This window comes from Paenibacillus lupini (assembly GCF_011761355.1).
Classification (GTDB): Bacteria; Bacillota; Bacilli; order Paenibacillales; family Paenibacillaceae; genus Pristimantibacillus; species Pristimantibacillus lupini.
Genome location: NZ_JAASRW010000006.1, coordinates 55,491 through 72,345, shown reverse-complemented (window position 1 = coordinate 72,345; position 16,855 = coordinate 55,491). Strand labels below are relative to the sequence as shown.

Sequence of the window (16,855 nt, the reverse complement as noted above, 5' to 3'; positions counted from 1 at the left end):
TATGCACACGCCATTCACCAGTGCGAAAGCTCAACGTAAGTTTATTCCTTTTGGGATCAAGCTGCTTATTTCTTATATGCTCCTTATCATTATACCGATCTTTATCCTGGGCTATTTCGCCAGCGCTATTATGACAGAGTCAATTCGCTCGAATACGACAAATACGATAAAAGGTACGCTAAGACAAATTGAAGATAACGTTGCCTATAAATTAGAAGATACGATTCGACTATCCGACCTGCTTTATTACGATACAACCTTGTCGAAGCAGCTGCTTCATTACGAGGAAGGCTGGGTCAGCTATGAAGCGACTACGAAGCTGCTGCTTCCGAAGTTTCGTCAGACGATAGAATCGACGAACCGGAGCCTTTGGCTTTCGGTTTATTTGCGTAACGAGACTTTGCCAGAGGTTTATTACGATAGCAAGAACATAGACCCGCTAGTGGTAAAGGGAAAATTTTTTGATTTGCTTCATTTGAACCGTATTACTGATAAACCATGGTACAAATCCTTTCCAGTTGAAAAGTATGGAGAGACCGAGCAATGGGAGCAGGTGGAGGATGACAGCCAATATGACCGGATATCTCTTCTTCGCCGGCTTGTGGATCTGAACGATCCGGCAAACTTGCATGAAATTGGCTTTATGCGAATTAGCGTCTATTTGTCTGATTTGTTCCAAAGTGTTGATCATCGCAAAATTGGTGCAGGCAGTACGCTGTTTATAACCGATGGGAACCGTAATGTTTTGTACGCCTCTGGGGCAACGGAACAAACGAATGAACAGTTATGGGACAGCGCGAATGGTGAAAGTTATCTTGTCATTCGGCAGCCGCTGCCGGGTTTGAACTGGAGCTTGATGGCTATGGTGCCTTCATCGGTTCTGGAGAAGGATACGAAAAAGGTCAAGATGCTCTCCCTTGTCATTTGCAGTGTCAGCTGTGTGCTGATCATGCTGGTCGCTTATTTCGTCTCGAGAACCTTTTCTCGCCGTGTTCTAAAGGTCATGTCCGTTCTGCAATCCTTTGGGCAAGGAGACTTCCAGCGCAGAATCCATTACAGCGGTAACGATGAGTTTACGACAATCGCTTCATCGCTTAATGAGCTCGGCCAGAAGACACAAAATTTGATTGAAGAAGTCTACACCACTAATCTGAAAAAGAAAGAAGCGGAGCTTGAAACGCTGCAAGCCCAAATTAATCCGCACTTTTTATATAATACGTTATCCTCTATAAGCAGACTGGCTAAATTCGGACAAGTCGAGAAGCAGCATCAAATGGTGATGAATCTGGCGAAGTTCTACCGCTTATCACTGAATGAAGGACAGACGATTATCCCGATTGGCAAGGAGATCGAGCAGGTTAAGGCTTACATGGACATTCAGCAAATCAAATACGGCGACCGGGTCCGGATCGATTATAATATTTCCTCGGAAATTGTCGAGTTAACAACGGTTAAGCTTATTGTACAGCCATTTGTTGAAAATGTATTGGAGCATGCATGGCGTGGTGACCAGATTGCTATTCAAATCATTGGGTATCGGGAAGACGATGTTGTTCATCTGATTGTGGAGGATGATGGCAACGGGATGTCTCAAGAGACGCTTCACAATCTATTTAATGGCGAAGGCTTGCAACGTGTTGGTTATGGCATACGTAATGTTCATGAACGCATTAAGCTTTATTACGGTAAAGATTTTGGCGTTGACATTGAGAGTGAGCCAGGAGAAGGGACGCGCGTTCATATTCGCATTCCAGCTGAGTCGATTTAGTATCCAAATGCGGAATTTGGTGAAGCCTGCAGGTTGACGCGGATGCCTACTTCCAGCATAATATTAAGAAAACTCGGAAAATGCGCGAATCGGAGTCAAGCGTTCGGAAAGGACAATTCATGGGCATAGAGCAGTTGATCGAAAAGGCGTCGGCCTATATAAAAGAACAGGATTTAGTGCGCATCAGGGAAGCCTATGAGTTTGCGGACCAAGCCCACCACGGACAAGTGCGCAAGTCAGGAGAACCGTATATTCTTCATCCTGTTGCCGTTGCGGAAATTATCGTGGATATGCAGATGGACGTGCTGTCGATTATTGCGGCGCTGCTTCATGATGTCGTTGAAGATACGACAGTGGATCTCGAGCTCGTTCGCGCGAAATTTGGCGAAACCTGTGCGATGCTTGTCGACGGGCTGACGAAGCTGGAGAAGATCCGTTTCCGCTCGAAGGAAGAGCAGCAGAATGAGAACTATCGGAAAATGTTCCTTGCCATGGCGCAGGATATCCGTGTCATTCTGATTAAGCTGGCGGATCGCCTTCATAATATGCGTACGCTGAAGTTCCAATCGGAAGAAGCCCAGCGTCGTATTGCGTACGAAACGCTTGAAATCTTTTGTCCGATTGCGCATCGGCTTGGTATTTCCGCCATCAAGTGGGAGATGGAAGATATCGCTCTGCGGTATTTGAATCCACAGCAATACTATCGCATCGCTAATCTGATGAAGAAGAAGCGGGCGGAGCGTGAGATGTTTATCTCTGACGTTATTGGCCGGATTAAAGAGAAGCTTGAGGAAATGGGAATTGACGGCGACATTTCGGGTCGTCCGAAACATATATACAGCATTTATAAGAAAATGACGTTCAAGAACAAGCAATTTAATGAAATCTATGATTTGATGGCGATTCGGATCATCGTAGAGAATATTAAAGATTGTTATGCTACGCTTGGTATTATTCATACGCTCTGGAAGCCTATGCCTGGACGGTTCAAGGACTATATCGCAATGCCGAAGGCGAACATGTACCAGTCTTTGCATACGACAGTTATTGGTCCAAACGGCGAACCAACAGAAGTGCAAATCCGTACGTGGGATATGCACCGCACCTCCGAGTACGGTATCGCAGCTCACTGGGCCTATAAGGAAGGCACCGTTGTGCCAAATACGAATTTCGAGGACAAAATGTCCTGGCTTCGTGAAATTATGGAGCTTCAGAACGAAGCGCGTGACGCCTCGGAATTTATGGAAACGCTCAAGATGGACTTCTTCTCTGACCTGGTCTTTGTGTTTACACCAAGCGGGGAAGTTATTGAGCTGCCAGCCGGCTCTGTACCACTCGATTTCGCATACCGGATTCATACGGAAGTCGGCAACCGGACAATTGGCGCGAAGGTGAATGGACGAATTGTTCCACTTGATCATAAGCTCAAGACAGGCGATATTATTGAAATTCTAACCTCAAAGCATTCTTATGGCCCAAGCCAGGATTGGGTGAAGATCGCACAATCCTCCCATGCCCGCACCAAGATCCGTCAATGGTTCAAGCGCGAGAAGCGGGAAGAGAATGTAGCCAAAGGCCGTGATCTGCTGGAACGCGAGCTGAAGCGATTAGGAGTAGAACCATCCGTCTGGATGAGCGATGATAAGCTGCAGGAAGTAGCAAGTAAATTCAACTTCAACGATATCGAAGATATGATGTCTGCTATTGGCTTCGGCGGTATTACGGCGGCACAGATTTGTACGCGCCTGACCGAGAAGCTGCGCAGAGAAGCAGAGAAATCAAATCTCATCGAGTTGACTAGTGAGCCGAAGGAGATGAAGTCGCCAGGCCATCGCAAGAATCGTCCAACTCACGGGGTTACCGTGAAAGGGATTGATAATTTGCTAGTCCGGTTTGCAAGATGTTGTAATCCGGTGCCAGGCGATACCATTATCGGCTATATTACACGCGGCAGAGGTGTATCCGTCCATCGAATGGACTGCCAGAACATACCGTTTAATGCGGAAGGTGAAGAGGCAGACCGCGTTATTGAAGTGGAGTGGGAAGATTCGATCGAATCGAATTACAGCGTGGATATTGAAATTACCGGCCATGACCGTACAGGTCTGTTGAATGAAGTTTTGCAGGCAGTGTCAGAGAGCAAGACGAATATTTCGGCTGTAACCGGACGTTCGGTGAAAAATAAAATGGCGATGATTCACATGACGGTATTGATCCGTAATATTGATCATTTATCTTCCGTTGTGGAGAGAATCAAGCGCGTACAGGATGTTTATTCGGTACAGCGTATTATGAATAGCTAGCGGAGGTTTACAAGCAGTGAAGGTTGTTGTACAGCGAAGCAAGCAGGCAAGCGTAACGATTGACGGAGAAGTGGCTGGTACGATTGATCATGGCCTGGTGCTTCTCGTCGGCATTACGCATGAAGATACAGAAGAAGACATCCGCTGGATGGCGGATAAGGTAGCGGGTCTCCGCATCTTCGAAGATGATAATGAGAAAATGAATTTCTCCGTTGTTGATGTAGGCGGTCAGATTCTATCCATTTCGCAGTTTACTTTATATGGTGACAGCCGGAAGGGCAGACGTCCGAACTTTATGGCAGCTGCACGTCCTGAGCATGCGGAGCCGTTGTATGACCGGTTTAACGAACTACTTCGCAACGCAGGCCTTGTTGTTGAGACTGGCCGCTTCGGAGCTATGATGGATGTGGCTCTTGTGAACTCAGGTCCTGTAACACTTATTCTCGACAGTAAACAATAAACGGTGTGTTTTATTGGTGATGGCTGGCAACAATAGATATAAGCAGGTCGCTTGGCTTAAGAGCGATCTCGAATATCTGTTGGTAGAAGGAGCCTAAGTCATGCATCAATCCCGCAAAGAACAAGGTATGGAGCGATCCTCAAGAAGGCTCCTCCATTCGGACCGCCGTGAAGCGCTCCTGATGTCCAGACTAGAAGAGCAGGTGGAAACGGCAGAGGAATTCCTCGCTTTCCCTTCGAACCGGCGTGAGCCTGGCGGACGTTAGGAAAGCGGTTATGCAGAAGCTGTTCCATTTGGAACAGCTTCTTGTATGCAAAGACGAATGTTCGTAAATGAACCGCTTTCTATTTTGTAATATTACTGTAATCAGATTATAACGGTTTTTTAACATCGCTATCCTATAATAAATCTCGACCCCCTTTTTAAAAATATAATTTATGGACCTGCAACGATGGCTGCAGGTTTTTTTTTGTCCAAACAGAGCTATACTAAAGAAATGAGATCGACTATTGACTTTCCTTGTCGTCACATATAAAATTAAAATTCAGTATACAAAATTTGATTCGTTGATGGAACACAGTAATCCCGTGCACGTACCCAGAGAGAGACGCCAAGGCTGCAAGCGTCTTTATGGTGACAGGATGAACAGACCTTCCGGAGAACAGACGGTGAATGGATGATTAATCATCGCACTAGCCGACTTGCGTGTGACGGGCGTTAACCGTTAATGAGCGGACAATATGTCCGGAATATGGGTGGCACCACGGGAGATCAACAACTCTCGTCCCTAACGATTAGCCTTTAGCGGCATGTCGTTAGGGGCGGGAGTTTTTTTGTTTTATCTAGGTTGGTTAGTGCGGTTAAGCTTTATGCTTACGAAGTAAGGATTATCGCCAAAAGACGCGATAATTCTTTGGAGCTTACGAAGTAAGAATTAACGCCAAGAACGCGTTAATTCATTATGCTTACGAAGTAAGAATTAACGCAAAAACCGCGATAATTCTTTTGAGGAGGGGTTAAAATGGCTTTTCAGAAACCACCGGGCACACAAGATATATTGCCTGGAGCAGTCGAACGTTGGCAGTATGCGGAGCAGAAAGCACGTGATATTTGCCGACGATTTAATTTCCGTGAAATTAGAACGCCGATCTTTGAATCAACAGAGCTGTTTCAACGTGGCGTTGGCGAGACAACGGATATCGTAGAGAAAGAAATGTACACCTTCACAGACCGCGGTAATCGCAGTATTACACTGCGTCCTGAAGGTACAGCTGGTGTTGTCCGCTCCTATGTAGAGAACAAGTTGTACGGTGAGCCGGACGTATCTAAGCTTTATTATATCGGACCTATGTTCCGCTATGAGCGCCAGCAAGCCGGCCGTTATCGTCAGTTCCATCAATTCGGGATTGAAGCGCTTGGTTCTGTCGATCCCGCTATCGATGCTGAAGTGATTGCACTCGGTTACACCTTCTACACAGAGGTTGGGCTGAAGGATGTGCGCGTCGACATTAACTCGGTGGGTACGCCGGAAGTGCGTGCAGCCTTCCGTGAGAAGCTGCTTGCTTTCCTTATGCCTAAGCGTGAGCTGCTCTGTAAGGACTGTCAGTCCCGTATGGAACGTAATCCACTTCGAGTGCTCGATTGCAAGGTAGACCAAGCACACTTCGAAGGCGCGCCTTCGATTCTGGACAGCCTGGATGAGGAATGTAATACCCACTTTGACAAAGTAAAAACGTATTTGTCTGATATGGGCATTCCATTCACCATCAATCCAAGACTTGTTCGTGGCCTGGATTACTACACCCATACCGCTTTCGAATACAAAGCGGAAGGGATCGGCGCGATCGATACAATCGGTGGCGGCGGCCGCTATAACGGCCTTGTATCCGAAATCGGCGGACCGGATCAGCCTGGCGTTGGCCTAGGTCTTGGTCTGGAGCGGACGATTATGCTGCTCGAACATCAACAAACAGAGCTTGCTAACGCACATCAGGTTGATGTGTATGTGGTGGCTTTGGGTGAAGCCGCTGAGCGGGAAGTGACAAGACTCGTCTACGAGCTTCGTACATCCGGTATTCGTGCGGAACGTGATTATTTGGGCCGTAAGATGAAAGCTCAGATGAAATCGGCTGACCGTTTGCAAGCACGCTTCACGGCTATTCTTGGTGATGATGAGCTGTCTCGCGGTGAAATCGCGCTGAAAGAAATGGCAACTGGGAAGCAGCGCTTTGTATCACTTGCAAGCCTGGCCTCCGAATTGAAATCTATCTAATTATAAAAGGGGAGTTACATCCATTATGATGCTGAAAACACATCAATGCGGTACATTAACAAAAGCCAACATTGGCGAAGAAGTAACACTGAACGGCTGGGTACAACGTCGTCGTGACCTTGGCGGTGTATTGTTCATCGACCTTCGCGACCGTACAGGTATTGTTCAAACCGTATTTAACCCTGATTTCTCCGGCGAAGCACTTGCGATCGCTGACCGCGCTCGTAACGAGTACGTTCTTGCTGTTAAAGGTACAGTTGTAGAGCGTGATGCTGAAACAGTTAACAAAAACCTGGCAACAGGCGAGATCGAAATCCGTGTGACGGAAATCGAAGTCATGAACGCAGCGAAGACGCCTCCATTCCCAATCGAAGACGGCGTTGAAGTAGACGAATCGCTTCGTCTGAAATATCGTTACCTTGACCTGCGTCGTCCAGAAATGCAAAAAACGCTCTTGCTTCGTTCGAAAGCAGCAAAAATATTCCGTGACTTCCTTGATGGTGAAGGCTTCATCGATGTAGAAACACCAATCTTGACGAAAAGCACACCAGAAGGCGCTCGTGATTACCTGGTACCAAGCCGCGTACACGAAGGTGAGTTCTTCGCATTGCCGCAATCGCCGCAAATCTTCAAGCAATTGCTGATGGTCGGCGGGATCGAACGTTACTACCAAATTGCACGCTGCTTCCGTGACGAAGACCTTCGTGCTGACCGTCAACCGGAATTCACGCAAGTCGACATCGAGACTTCGTTCTTGACTCAGGATCAACTGCTTGCCATGCTGGAGCAGCTTATTGTTCGCTTGTTCCGTGAAACGATCAACGTAGAAATCGAGCTTCCAATCCAACGTATCACCTATGCTGACGCAATGAACAAATACGGCTCTGACAAACCAGATCTTCGTTTCGGTATGGAAATTGAAGATATTACGGATATCGTTGCATCGAGCGATGTTAAAGTATTCGCAAGTGTTGCAGCTGCCGGCGGCGTCGTGAAGGCGTTCAACGCAAAAGGCTGCGGCCATTGGAGCCGTAAAGAGCTTGACGATCTGCAGCCGTTTGCTGCTCGTTATGGCGGTAAAGGTCTGGCTTGGATCACGGTTAAAGAAGGCGAGTGGAAAGGTCCAATCGTTAAATTCTTGAAGCCTGAAGAAATTGCAGCTTTGACTGAGCGTTTGAACGTTGAAGAAGGCGACTTGCTTACATTCTCCGCTGATAAGAGCAAAGTGGTTGCAGACGTACTTGGCAACCTTCGTCTGAAGGTTGGCCGTGAGCTTGGTCTGATTGATGATTCCAAGTTCAAATTCGTATGGGTAGTTGACTTCCCTATGCTGGAGTGGGACGAAGAAGCGAAGCGTTATGTAGCGGTGCATCATCCGTTCACACGTCCGAAAGACGAAGACCTGCACCTGTTCGATACAGATCCAGGCCAAATCCGTGCACAAGCATATGATATCGTTCTGAACGGCTACGAAGTAGGCGGCGGTTCGATGCGTATCTACAAACGTGATGTACAAGAGAAAATGTTCAAAGCTCTTGGCTTCTCGATGGAAGAAGCACATGAGAAGTTTGGCTTCCTGCTGGATGCATTTGACTATGGTACGCCTCCACATGGCGGTGTAGCATTTGGCTTTGACCGTCTCGTAATGCTGCTGACTGGCCGTACGAACCTGCGTGAAACGATTGCATTCCCGAAAACAGCAAGTGCAACCGACCTGCTGTGCGATGCACCATCCACAGTCGAGCTGTCGCAGCTTGAGCAGCTTCATATCCGTACTGTGCTGAAGCCGAAACCAGAAGCAGCTGCTGCTGGTAACAAGCAAGCTTAATTAGGGAGGCGGCAATAAACGATGCTGCATCAATTTTCTCGTACAGAGCTTGCGATCGGCCCGGAAGGGCTCGAAGCGATGAAAGGGAGTACCGTCGCCGTGCTTGGCATTGGCGGCGTAGGCTCCATCGCTGCTGAGGCGCTTGCCCGGACCGGCGTAGGACGCATCATCCTCATTGATAAGGATGTTGTAGATATTACGAATGTGAACCGCCAGATTCATGCGCTCATCACTACTGTTGGCGAGCCTAAAGCAGATCTGATGCGAGACCGGATTAAACTGATTAATCCGGATTGCGATGTCATCTCGCTGCGGATGTTTTATACAGAAGAGACGTATGAGCAGCTGTTTGCTTATCCGCTTGATTATGTTGTGGATGCATCAGATACGATTTCGTACAAAATCCATCTGATCAAGCAATGCCTGGAGCGGAAGATTCCGATTATCTCCAGCATGGGTGCAGCGAATAAGATGGATCCAACGAAGTTCGCTGTTGTGGACATCTCGAAGACGCATACGGACCCGATTGCACGCGTCGTACGCACGAAGCTGCGCAAGGAAGGCATCAAGAAGGGTGTGAAGGTTGTCTTCTCATCCGAACTGCCTAACAAGCCACGTGAGGACGTTACACAGCGCATCGTACCGGAGAACGCACCGGAGATCCGTAAAGCGCAGCAACCGCCAGCGAGTAATGCATTTGTTCCGCCTGTGGCGGGACTGATTATGGTGAGCGTTGTGGTGAAGGATCTTTTGGCGTCGCATGATATTGTAGTATAGGAGAGGGCCGTCCTTGGGGCGGCCTTTTTATTTTGGATTATCGATGATGGATCGTAGAGAAGTATCTCCTTCCGGCTGCTGTTGGAATCGTGACATTTTGAATCATCCACTATTGTGAATTCACGATTCCAAAGGCAAACGCTCCGCTCCTCCAGGAGATACTTTCTCTTAGATCCTATCGATTACAAAACAAACAAGCCTAAACCCAAAGCCTGGCCCCTCCTTCTCCAAGATCCTTCGTGGGGGGACAGAAAAAACCGCAAGCGGTTATGGCGCTTGCGGTTTTGCTGTTTATAGAGAATGGCGGTGGGCGGAAAAAGTTTTTAAATAATGTATGCTGTCTTCTTTTATGAAGTTGCAGCCGGGGACAAGATGTACTTTTTTTAGTCGGGTGGATAATTCGTGAAGGGTCCGAGTTAAGGATGATCTTTCTTGCTCGTTGATTTGGAACTCTACGCCGTACTGAAAAATACCGGACTCTAATTCTTTAAACCAAACGACTTTACCGTACAATCGAATGGTTCGATACATGATCTGTGTCTCTAATTCCAGGAGTATGCCAGGGTGGACGGCAAGCTGGATGGAAGATAAGAATCTTAATCCTCCAGCGCCTATATTATCAATGACGATTTCCGTTTTTCCAAGCTCAATACGTTTTCCGTTTATCTCGATTACGGTCATTAATGCGCTTAGAGGGTAATGAAAATTCACTCTATAATATTGTCGTTTATTTTCAAAATCTGCAGCAACATCGCTATTTACGATAGGTATATGACCTTGCTTTAAAATTTCAGCAAACTCTGCCGCCTGGACAGGCTTACTGAATAAGTAACCTTGTACAACATCACATTGTAATTGTTTAAGAAGATATAGCTGTTCCTCTGTTTCAACGCCTTCCGCAATAACCGACATATTCATATGCTGGGCTAACTGAATGATCATATGGATAATCGCGTTGTCATCATTGCCTGGATGCATGTCGTGAATGAAGGACTTATCGATTTTCAGTGTGTTAATTTTTTGTCTAAACCTTTTCAAATAAGAGAGGGAAGAATAACCTGTGCCAAAATCATCAAGAGAGATTTTAACACCAAGTTTATTAAGAGCATCAAGTGTTGTCATAACCGCATCTTCGTTCTCCAATAGGGAGCTTTCCGTTATTTCTACTTCTAAATATTGAGGATCCAGGCCAGTTTCACGAAGTACAAGTTGAATGGAATCGACCATATCCTTAAATAAAAAGCGTTTGGCTGTTACATTAATCGAGATCGGAATAGCCGGTAGTCCGGCTTGCTGCCACTCTTTATTTTGCTGACATGCCGTCAGCTTCACCCAGCTGCTAAGTGCTGCACTTAATCCTGTTTCCTCTGATAAAGGAATAAATTCATTAGGAGAGACGAGCCCCCATTCGGGATGATTCCACCTAACCAAGGCCTCAGCACCAACAATCTCCCCAGAATACACATTTACCTTGGGCTGATAGTAGAGCTCTAGTTCATTACGCTGAATCGCCTTACGGAGATCCCTCTCTAAGGTGAATATTTTGTATGTCTGTATATTCATCGATGACGTAAAGATTTGAACATTATTTTTGCCCAGATCTTTAGCACGATAAAGCGCTGAATCCGCATTTTTCATCAGGGTCAGGCTATCATCCCCATCGTTAGGGTATACACCGATCCCGATACTAGTTGTAATGTAGAGCTCATACTCATCGATCTTGAGTGGTTCCTTCATGGCTTCAATAATCCGTTTGGCAACGTCTATTGCACTGTTGTTATCCTCAATATGAGGGAGGATGATGGTGAACTCGTCACCGCCCATTCTGGCGACGATATCGTTGTCTCTGACATGCTGCTGTAAACGATGAGAGATAGCGACTAACAGCTGATCTCCGACAACATGACCTAATGAATCATTTATGTATTTAAATCGGTCCATATCCAGATACATGACAGCAAATTTTGTATGTGCGGACTTGGCTGTTTGCAGCGTTTCTTTAAGCATCTCTTCAAATTTTCTTCGATTAGGGAGCCGGGTTAATGCATCGTGATAGGCTAGAAAAGCATTCATTTCTTCCGCTTTTTTTCTCTCGGTTACATCAAGCAATGTACCTATAATGGCAGACGTGCCTTGATAGATAATAGGACTGGAGTACAGCTCAACGTCGATAACTTCTCCATCCATCTTCACTATTCGCATAAAATGATGAATGGATTCATTTTCATTTATGATTTTTTGAATATTTTGTTCAACAATTTCTTTGTCGTCAGGATGAATGACACTCAGAACATCCATTCCGATAATAGCCTCTTTGTACTCGAGCAAGTCAATAAGATGAGGATTAGCATAGGCGATGAGGTGATTCTGAACGATGTATACGCCAACAATTGATTTCTCCACCAGACTGCGGTATTTTGATTCTGCTTCAACCAAGGCATGCTCAGCCTGTTTTTTTGTAGTTATATCTTTTGCAATGGAATAGACACCGACCGTAAAATTATCAATCATAATAGGGAGCTGTGTGATACTCAAATAGACGAAATGGCCAAGCTTATGCTGACAAATGAGTTCATAGTTTTGAACTTCACCTAGTATGGTTTGATTGAAATGATAATGGGCTTTATCCAAATCCTGTTTGGAAATGAGCTGCTCATAATGCGATTCCACTAATTCATCCCGGGTATAACCTAATATTCTCTCCAGTGCCGAATTGCAATCGATAAAATTGCCATGCAAATCAAAGTAGGAGATCACATCAGGGTTTTGTTCAAAAAGTGATTTATATCTTTGTTGGTTAATATGAAGTAACCGCCTGTTTCTTGTCTCGTCCGTTATGTCATGGCTTATTCCAATGATGCCTGTAATTTTCTCATGCATGAAGATGGGGAATAGGGTAGTGATCACATCAATGCTTTGACCGTTTTTATGTATAATAGTGATTGGAAAAGAGAGAGTTTCTCCAGCAAGGACTCTTTGATTATAGGCAGCAGCTTGATCGAGCTCTTCGGGCTTAATAAATTGACTAAAGTGGATATGTTCATGCTTCTCATAGCCAGTCAATGTGACAGCCGCTTCATTCACATCGAGGATGTTACCCTGCAGATCAATAATAAATGCTGCACTGAACATATTTTTTAACAACGATATATAACGCTGCTCGATTAATTTGATGTCCGAGAGGTCCTTAGCAATGGCATAGAAACCATCATTTGTATCGAAATTCCTTCTTGGGAAAGCGGTCACGGTTAATTCAATGAAATGGCCTGATCTGTGAAGAACACAGATTTCGAAGATTTGAATTTCGCCATTTAATAATTTATAAAAATGTTCTCTAGCTCTTTGCCTTTGGTTGTCAGGTAAAAGGGAAGCATAGGTTAATAGCTTAAACTCATCAAGGGAGTAACCTAATGTATTCGTGAATGCCTGATTAGCCTCAATCAGTCGTCCATTACGATCGAACAATAGGAAAATGTCTGATTGATGATCAAATAAGGATGTATTAAACAGATCCGAAATGACCGGTGCTTGATTTTTATTTTTCTTCAAGAAATCCAACTTAAATAAACTCATGTGAATACCTCGCTTACCCACAACTATGATGTTGAATCATTATATCAAAATTTTGCATTTTTTTGTTAGATTGCTATGTGAAGTCATTAATGGAGGGGACTTCTATAATGGCCCTGTTAAATGGAAAAACCCGCAAGCGGACATAAGAGGTCACTTGCGGGTTTTTAAATGAAATTATATGACTATTTGGCTGTCTGTTTAGGCTCGACGAGATCTTTGAGCTCAGAGATGAGTACATCGAGCTGGGCGTAACCTTCGACGAGATGGCTGATCTTGACGTCCTGATTTTCCATGCTGGCACATACCTCTTCGACGGAGGCCATGTTCTGCTCGGTAATAGCAGCCATTCCAGTCATCTCATCCGAGATAGAAGAGTATTGCTCATACAGCTGCTTGGAAGAGTCGCCGACCGTATCGGATTGCTGCTTCACTTGCTCGGTATTGCCGTTAATTCGTTTAATGATACTTTCAACCTTCTGTGATGCCTGATAGCTTGTATCTACGGCTTGCTGGCCTAGATGGACCTGCTCGCTTACAGCTGAGATAGAAGTATGGATGGTACCAAGGATGCTTGTAATCTCGCCTGCTGCAAGGCTTGCGTTATCCGCGAGCTTACGGACTTCGCCGGCTACAACCGCGAAGCCGCGGCCATGCTCGCCGGCTCTAGCTGCTTCAATCGCTGCATTGAGGGACAGGAGATTTGTCTGCTCGGATATTTCCCGAATCGAGCCAACAATCGAGCTTACTTTCTCATTCTGGTCGATTAATTGCTCCATTAAAGCTACGGTTTGCGAAATAATCGCTTGAACACTATGTACATCTGTCGTTAAGGTTTGGATCAAATCATTGCCTTCTACGGTCAGCACAGCCGTATCAGCAGAGTATTGCTGTAATTGTGCGGAACCTTCACGAAGCTGGGAAACGGCTGTTTCAATCGTATGAGCGGAGTCGCTCACGTTTAGAACCATACTGGTTTGTTTCTCTATGGAAGCTGACATTTCAGCAAAGGTAGTTGTGACTTCACGCGAGATCTGGCCGGTGGATTCAACGGTACCTTTTTGCTCGCTGCTGAATTCACCAAGAATAAGAATCATCGACTTCAGCTTCTCAACAACCTTATCTGTTAGCTCCTTAGATTCAAGAGCATCACGTCGTTCGGCCGTAACATCTGCCTGCAGGCTTTGGCTGAATTTGGCGGAGAAAGAGAGAGCGACAGTAGCAAAAATCAGATATAAGAACAAGTACAACAAGGAATCATTCGGGAAAAGCTGCTTCTGGAGCTCAGGGTCCAGGAAAATATAAGTGCTGACACCCATACTTAGAACACCGGTAAATATGATTGGCTTATAGTCGGCGTATAAGGTCATTACGGCAATATTGACGTAGACAAGAAAATAGGTGCTTATAATCGGATGCGGATCAGATACAATCAGCAGCACGGTTAATACGGTTAGAATGATAGGTACGACATACATAATGTATTCAACCAAAATCTTTTTGTAGGTCATGAAGGTAGCGAGGCCGCAGCTGATTAATCCTACGATAGCAAGGAGCAATATCATGTCTATCCCAAGTCCTGCTCCTAGATCGGCGAGTAGACCAAGCGCAAGCAGTCCCCATAAAATTTTTACAAATAATCGATTCCTTTTGTCGAGCACGATCTGATCTCTGGTCATATGCTTGATCTCTACCTTTACTTATTGGTTTTATAATGCAGGCATGGCTCTGTTATCAGAGCTGTTCTGATAGGTCAGCCAATCGTATTGCTTTTTATTTCGGTAGATGTGCTCCATATCGAATAGGACAGGAATAACATCATCCCCTTTGTAAAATTGCTTGCCGCCTACCTTCTCCATTGGTATATGGAACGTAATACGAAGGGCACGGTAAAAGACAGGCTCCAAGAGTGAGATGAAATAACGGAAATTATACTTCTCGGCACAATAAACGGCTGATGATAATAAATCCGAGATTGGCTGTTGTCCCCGAAAATGTTGTAAAATAGCGATTTTATCGATTTCCGCTACACGGGCAGGATCGTCGATAATTTTAGGATGATGGCGGAAAGGAGCGACCGATTCGATCTCGTTATGTCCAAGCAGGTATGGCTTGATCTCCGAAGTTCCGACATATTCTCCATCATCGGACACAGCAAGAAACCTTTCGACTACCTGATTGGTATACTCGAGTTCATAGCCTTTCTCTTCCCATACAGATACCCAAATGCTGTTGAACATCGCTAATTCCCACTCGCTCTTCACAGATTTGAACAAAATACAACTCTCCTTATCCCTTTCTCTGTCTAATGTTTTTTATATATTTATAAGTTCCCTCTCCATGCTTGTAATTCGTTATATACGGTATTACAAAGGAAAAATATTCCTAGCACTTTATATCGGCAGTTTATTGGTAAATTATTATAGTAATACGTACGAAATAACTATATTTTTTATATGTTAATATGGCAACAGTCCCATTTGCGTATGGTGGCGAACGTATGTGCGAGTATGCTATCATCGTAGTAATGTAGTTAAAAAGGTTGTGACGACGAATGGACTTATTTTCTTATCAAGAAGCGGAGACGCCGCGGGCAAGATTGCTTGCCGACCGGATGCGGCCGGAGACGCTGGATGATTATATTGGGCAAGAACATATTGTAGGAGCAGGTAAGCTGCTGCGAAGAGCGATTGAGGGAGATCAAGTATCGTCGATCTTGCTCTACGGCCCTCCAGGCTGCGGGAAGACGACGCTTGCGAATATTATCTCGAAGCGTACGGCAGGTGAGTTCGTCAAGCTAAACGCGGTAGATGCCTCGGTAAAAGATGTGCGTGAAGTTATTGAGTCAGCCAAGACGAATAAGTTGATGTATGGGAAAAAAACGATTCTATTTCTCGATGAGGTTCATCGATTTAATACTTCAAGGCAAGATGCGCTTCTGCCAGCGGTAGAGCAGGGCATTATTATTTTTATCGGAGCAACAACGGAAAATCCGTTCCATCATGTGAATGGAGCACTCCTGTCTCGTTCTACCTTGTTCCAATTGGAACCTCTGAACGAAAAGCATGCTTTAGAGGCCATGAAGCGGGCACTTACAGACAAAAGCCGCGGTCTAGGCTTTATGACGCTGCATGCGGAGGAAGAGGCGCTTGAACATATCGCTTCTATGGCAGGCGGCGACATTCGTCGTGCGCTAAATGCGCTTGAGCTTGCAGCAGTCACGACACCTTCTGAGCCGGATGGTTCAGTCCGGATAACGATGGAGGTTGCACAGGAATCGATCAGGAAACCAACCGTCCGTGCGGACATGTCTACGCAATATGATGTTCTGTCCGCTTTCCATAAGAGCATTCGTGGCTCAAGCGACGCTGCTTTGTTTTGGTTCTTGTATGCGGTAGAGAAGCTGGGGATGGATCCGATGACCTTCTTGCGCAGGCTTATTGTGGCTTGCAGCGAAGATATCGGCCTTGCTAATCCGCAGGCAATGGTGCAGGCGGTTACGGCGATGGATGCTTATCATAAGATTGGCTGGCCAGAGGCTAAATATAATATCTCGCAGGCCATCTTGTTTGCTATCGAAAGTCCGAAGTCTAATGCGGCAGCAATAGCAATCGGCAAAGCAATGGCGGCCATAGAAGGAGCAGGCAATGCAGAGGTACCGCTGCATCTGCGTGACACGCATTACAAAGGCGCTCAGCAGCTTGGTCATGAAGGGTACAAATACCCGCATGATTACCCGGGCCATTACGTGAAGCAGCAGTATTTGCCGGACACCGTAGAGGGCATAACCATTTACAAAGCGACCGAGCAGGGGATGGAGGGCAAGATCCGCCAGAATCAGGAGCTTCGGAAGCGCCAGAAATAATAACAAAGAGGA

Annotated in this window: 11 protein-coding genes; 8 read left to right on the top strand and 3 right to left on the bottom strand. The window is 45.7% G+C overall.

From position 1 onward, the window contains the following. Nucleotide 1 precedes the first annotated feature (1 nt). The 7 genes from FHS17_RS19580 to FHS17_RS19550 all read left to right on the top strand — a co-directional run bounded on the left by FHS17_RS19580 (nt 2) and on the right by FHS17_RS19550 (nt 9,408). The gene (locus FHS17_RS19580; protein ID WP_167280140.1) at nt 2-1,768 is read left to right on the top strand and encodes a cache domain-containing sensor histidine kinase; all 1,767 of its coding nucleotides are present in this window, start codon (nt 2-4) and stop codon (nt 1,766-1,768) included. 119 nt (nt 1,769-1,887) lie between these two features. Next, nucleotides 1,888-4,071 carry a RelA/SpoT family protein gene (locus FHS17_RS19575; protein ID WP_167280550.1) on the top strand — a complete coding sequence of 728 codons (2,184 nt, stop codon included), beginning with the start codon at nt 1,888-1,890 and terminating at the stop codon, nt 4,069-4,071. A 16-nt stretch (nt 4,072-4,087) separates the two neighbouring features. Further along, complete coding sequence (dtd, locus tag FHS17_RS19570) at nt 4,088-4,531, top strand: D-aminoacyl-tRNA deacylase (protein WP_167280139.1); 444 nt, start codon at nt 4,088-4,090, stop codon at nt 4,529-4,531. Between the two features lie 100 nt (nt 4,532-4,631). Continuing rightward, nucleotides 4,632-4,796, top strand: a complete 165-nt coding sequence (locus FHS17_RS19565; RefSeq protein ID WP_167280138.1) for a hypothetical protein — start codon at nt 4,632-4,634, stop codon at nt 4,794-4,796. Between the two features lie 756 nt (nt 4,797-5,552). Further along, complete coding sequence (gene hisS, locus FHS17_RS19560) at nt 5,553-6,803, top strand: histidine--tRNA ligase (protein ID WP_167280137.1); 1,251 nt, start codon at nt 5,553-5,555, stop codon at nt 6,801-6,803. A 25-nt stretch (nt 6,804-6,828) separates the two neighbouring features. Further along, complete coding sequence (gene aspS / locus FHS17_RS19555; RefSeq protein ID WP_167280136.1) at nt 6,829-8,631, top strand: aspartate--tRNA ligase; 1,803 nt, start codon at nt 6,829-6,831, stop codon at nt 8,629-8,631. A 21-nt stretch (nt 8,632-8,652) separates the two neighbouring features. Beyond that, complete coding sequence (locus FHS17_RS19550) at nt 8,653-9,408, top strand: tRNA threonylcarbamoyladenosine dehydratase (protein ID WP_167280135.1); 756 nt, start codon at nt 8,653-8,655, stop codon at nt 9,406-9,408. 291 nt (nt 9,409-9,699) lie between these two features. On the opposite strand, the gene FHS17_RS19545 is transcribed toward FHS17_RS19550, so the two are convergent. The 3 genes from FHS17_RS19545 to FHS17_RS19535 form a co-directional block, all read right to left on the bottom strand. Further along, the gene (locus tag FHS17_RS19545; protein WP_167280134.1) at nt 9,700-12,981 is read right to left on the bottom strand and encodes an EAL domain-containing protein; all 3,282 of its coding nucleotides are present in this window, start codon (nt 12,979-12,981) and stop codon (nt 9,700-9,702) included. Between the two features lie 182 nt (nt 12,982-13,163). Next, a complete protein-coding gene (locus FHS17_RS19540; protein ID WP_167280133.1) occupies nt 13,164-14,657 on the bottom strand; it encodes a methyl-accepting chemotaxis protein in 1,494 nt (497 codons plus the stop codon). Between the two features lie 30 nt (nt 14,658-14,687). After that, nucleotides 14,688-15,254 carry a hypothetical protein gene (locus FHS17_RS19535; protein ID WP_167280132.1) on the bottom strand — a complete coding sequence of 189 codons (567 nt, stop codon included), beginning with the start codon at nt 15,252-15,254 and terminating at the stop codon, nt 14,688-14,690. Nucleotides 15,255-15,532: 278 nt separating this feature from the next. On the opposite strand from FHS17_RS19535, the gene FHS17_RS19530 reads away from it, so the two are divergent. After that, on the top strand, nt 15,533-16,843 hold the full coding sequence (locus tag FHS17_RS19530; protein ID WP_167280131.1) for a replication-associated recombination protein A: 1,311 nt from the start codon (nt 15,533-15,535) through the stop codon (nt 16,841-16,843). Nucleotides 16,844-16,855: the final 12 nt, after the last annotated feature.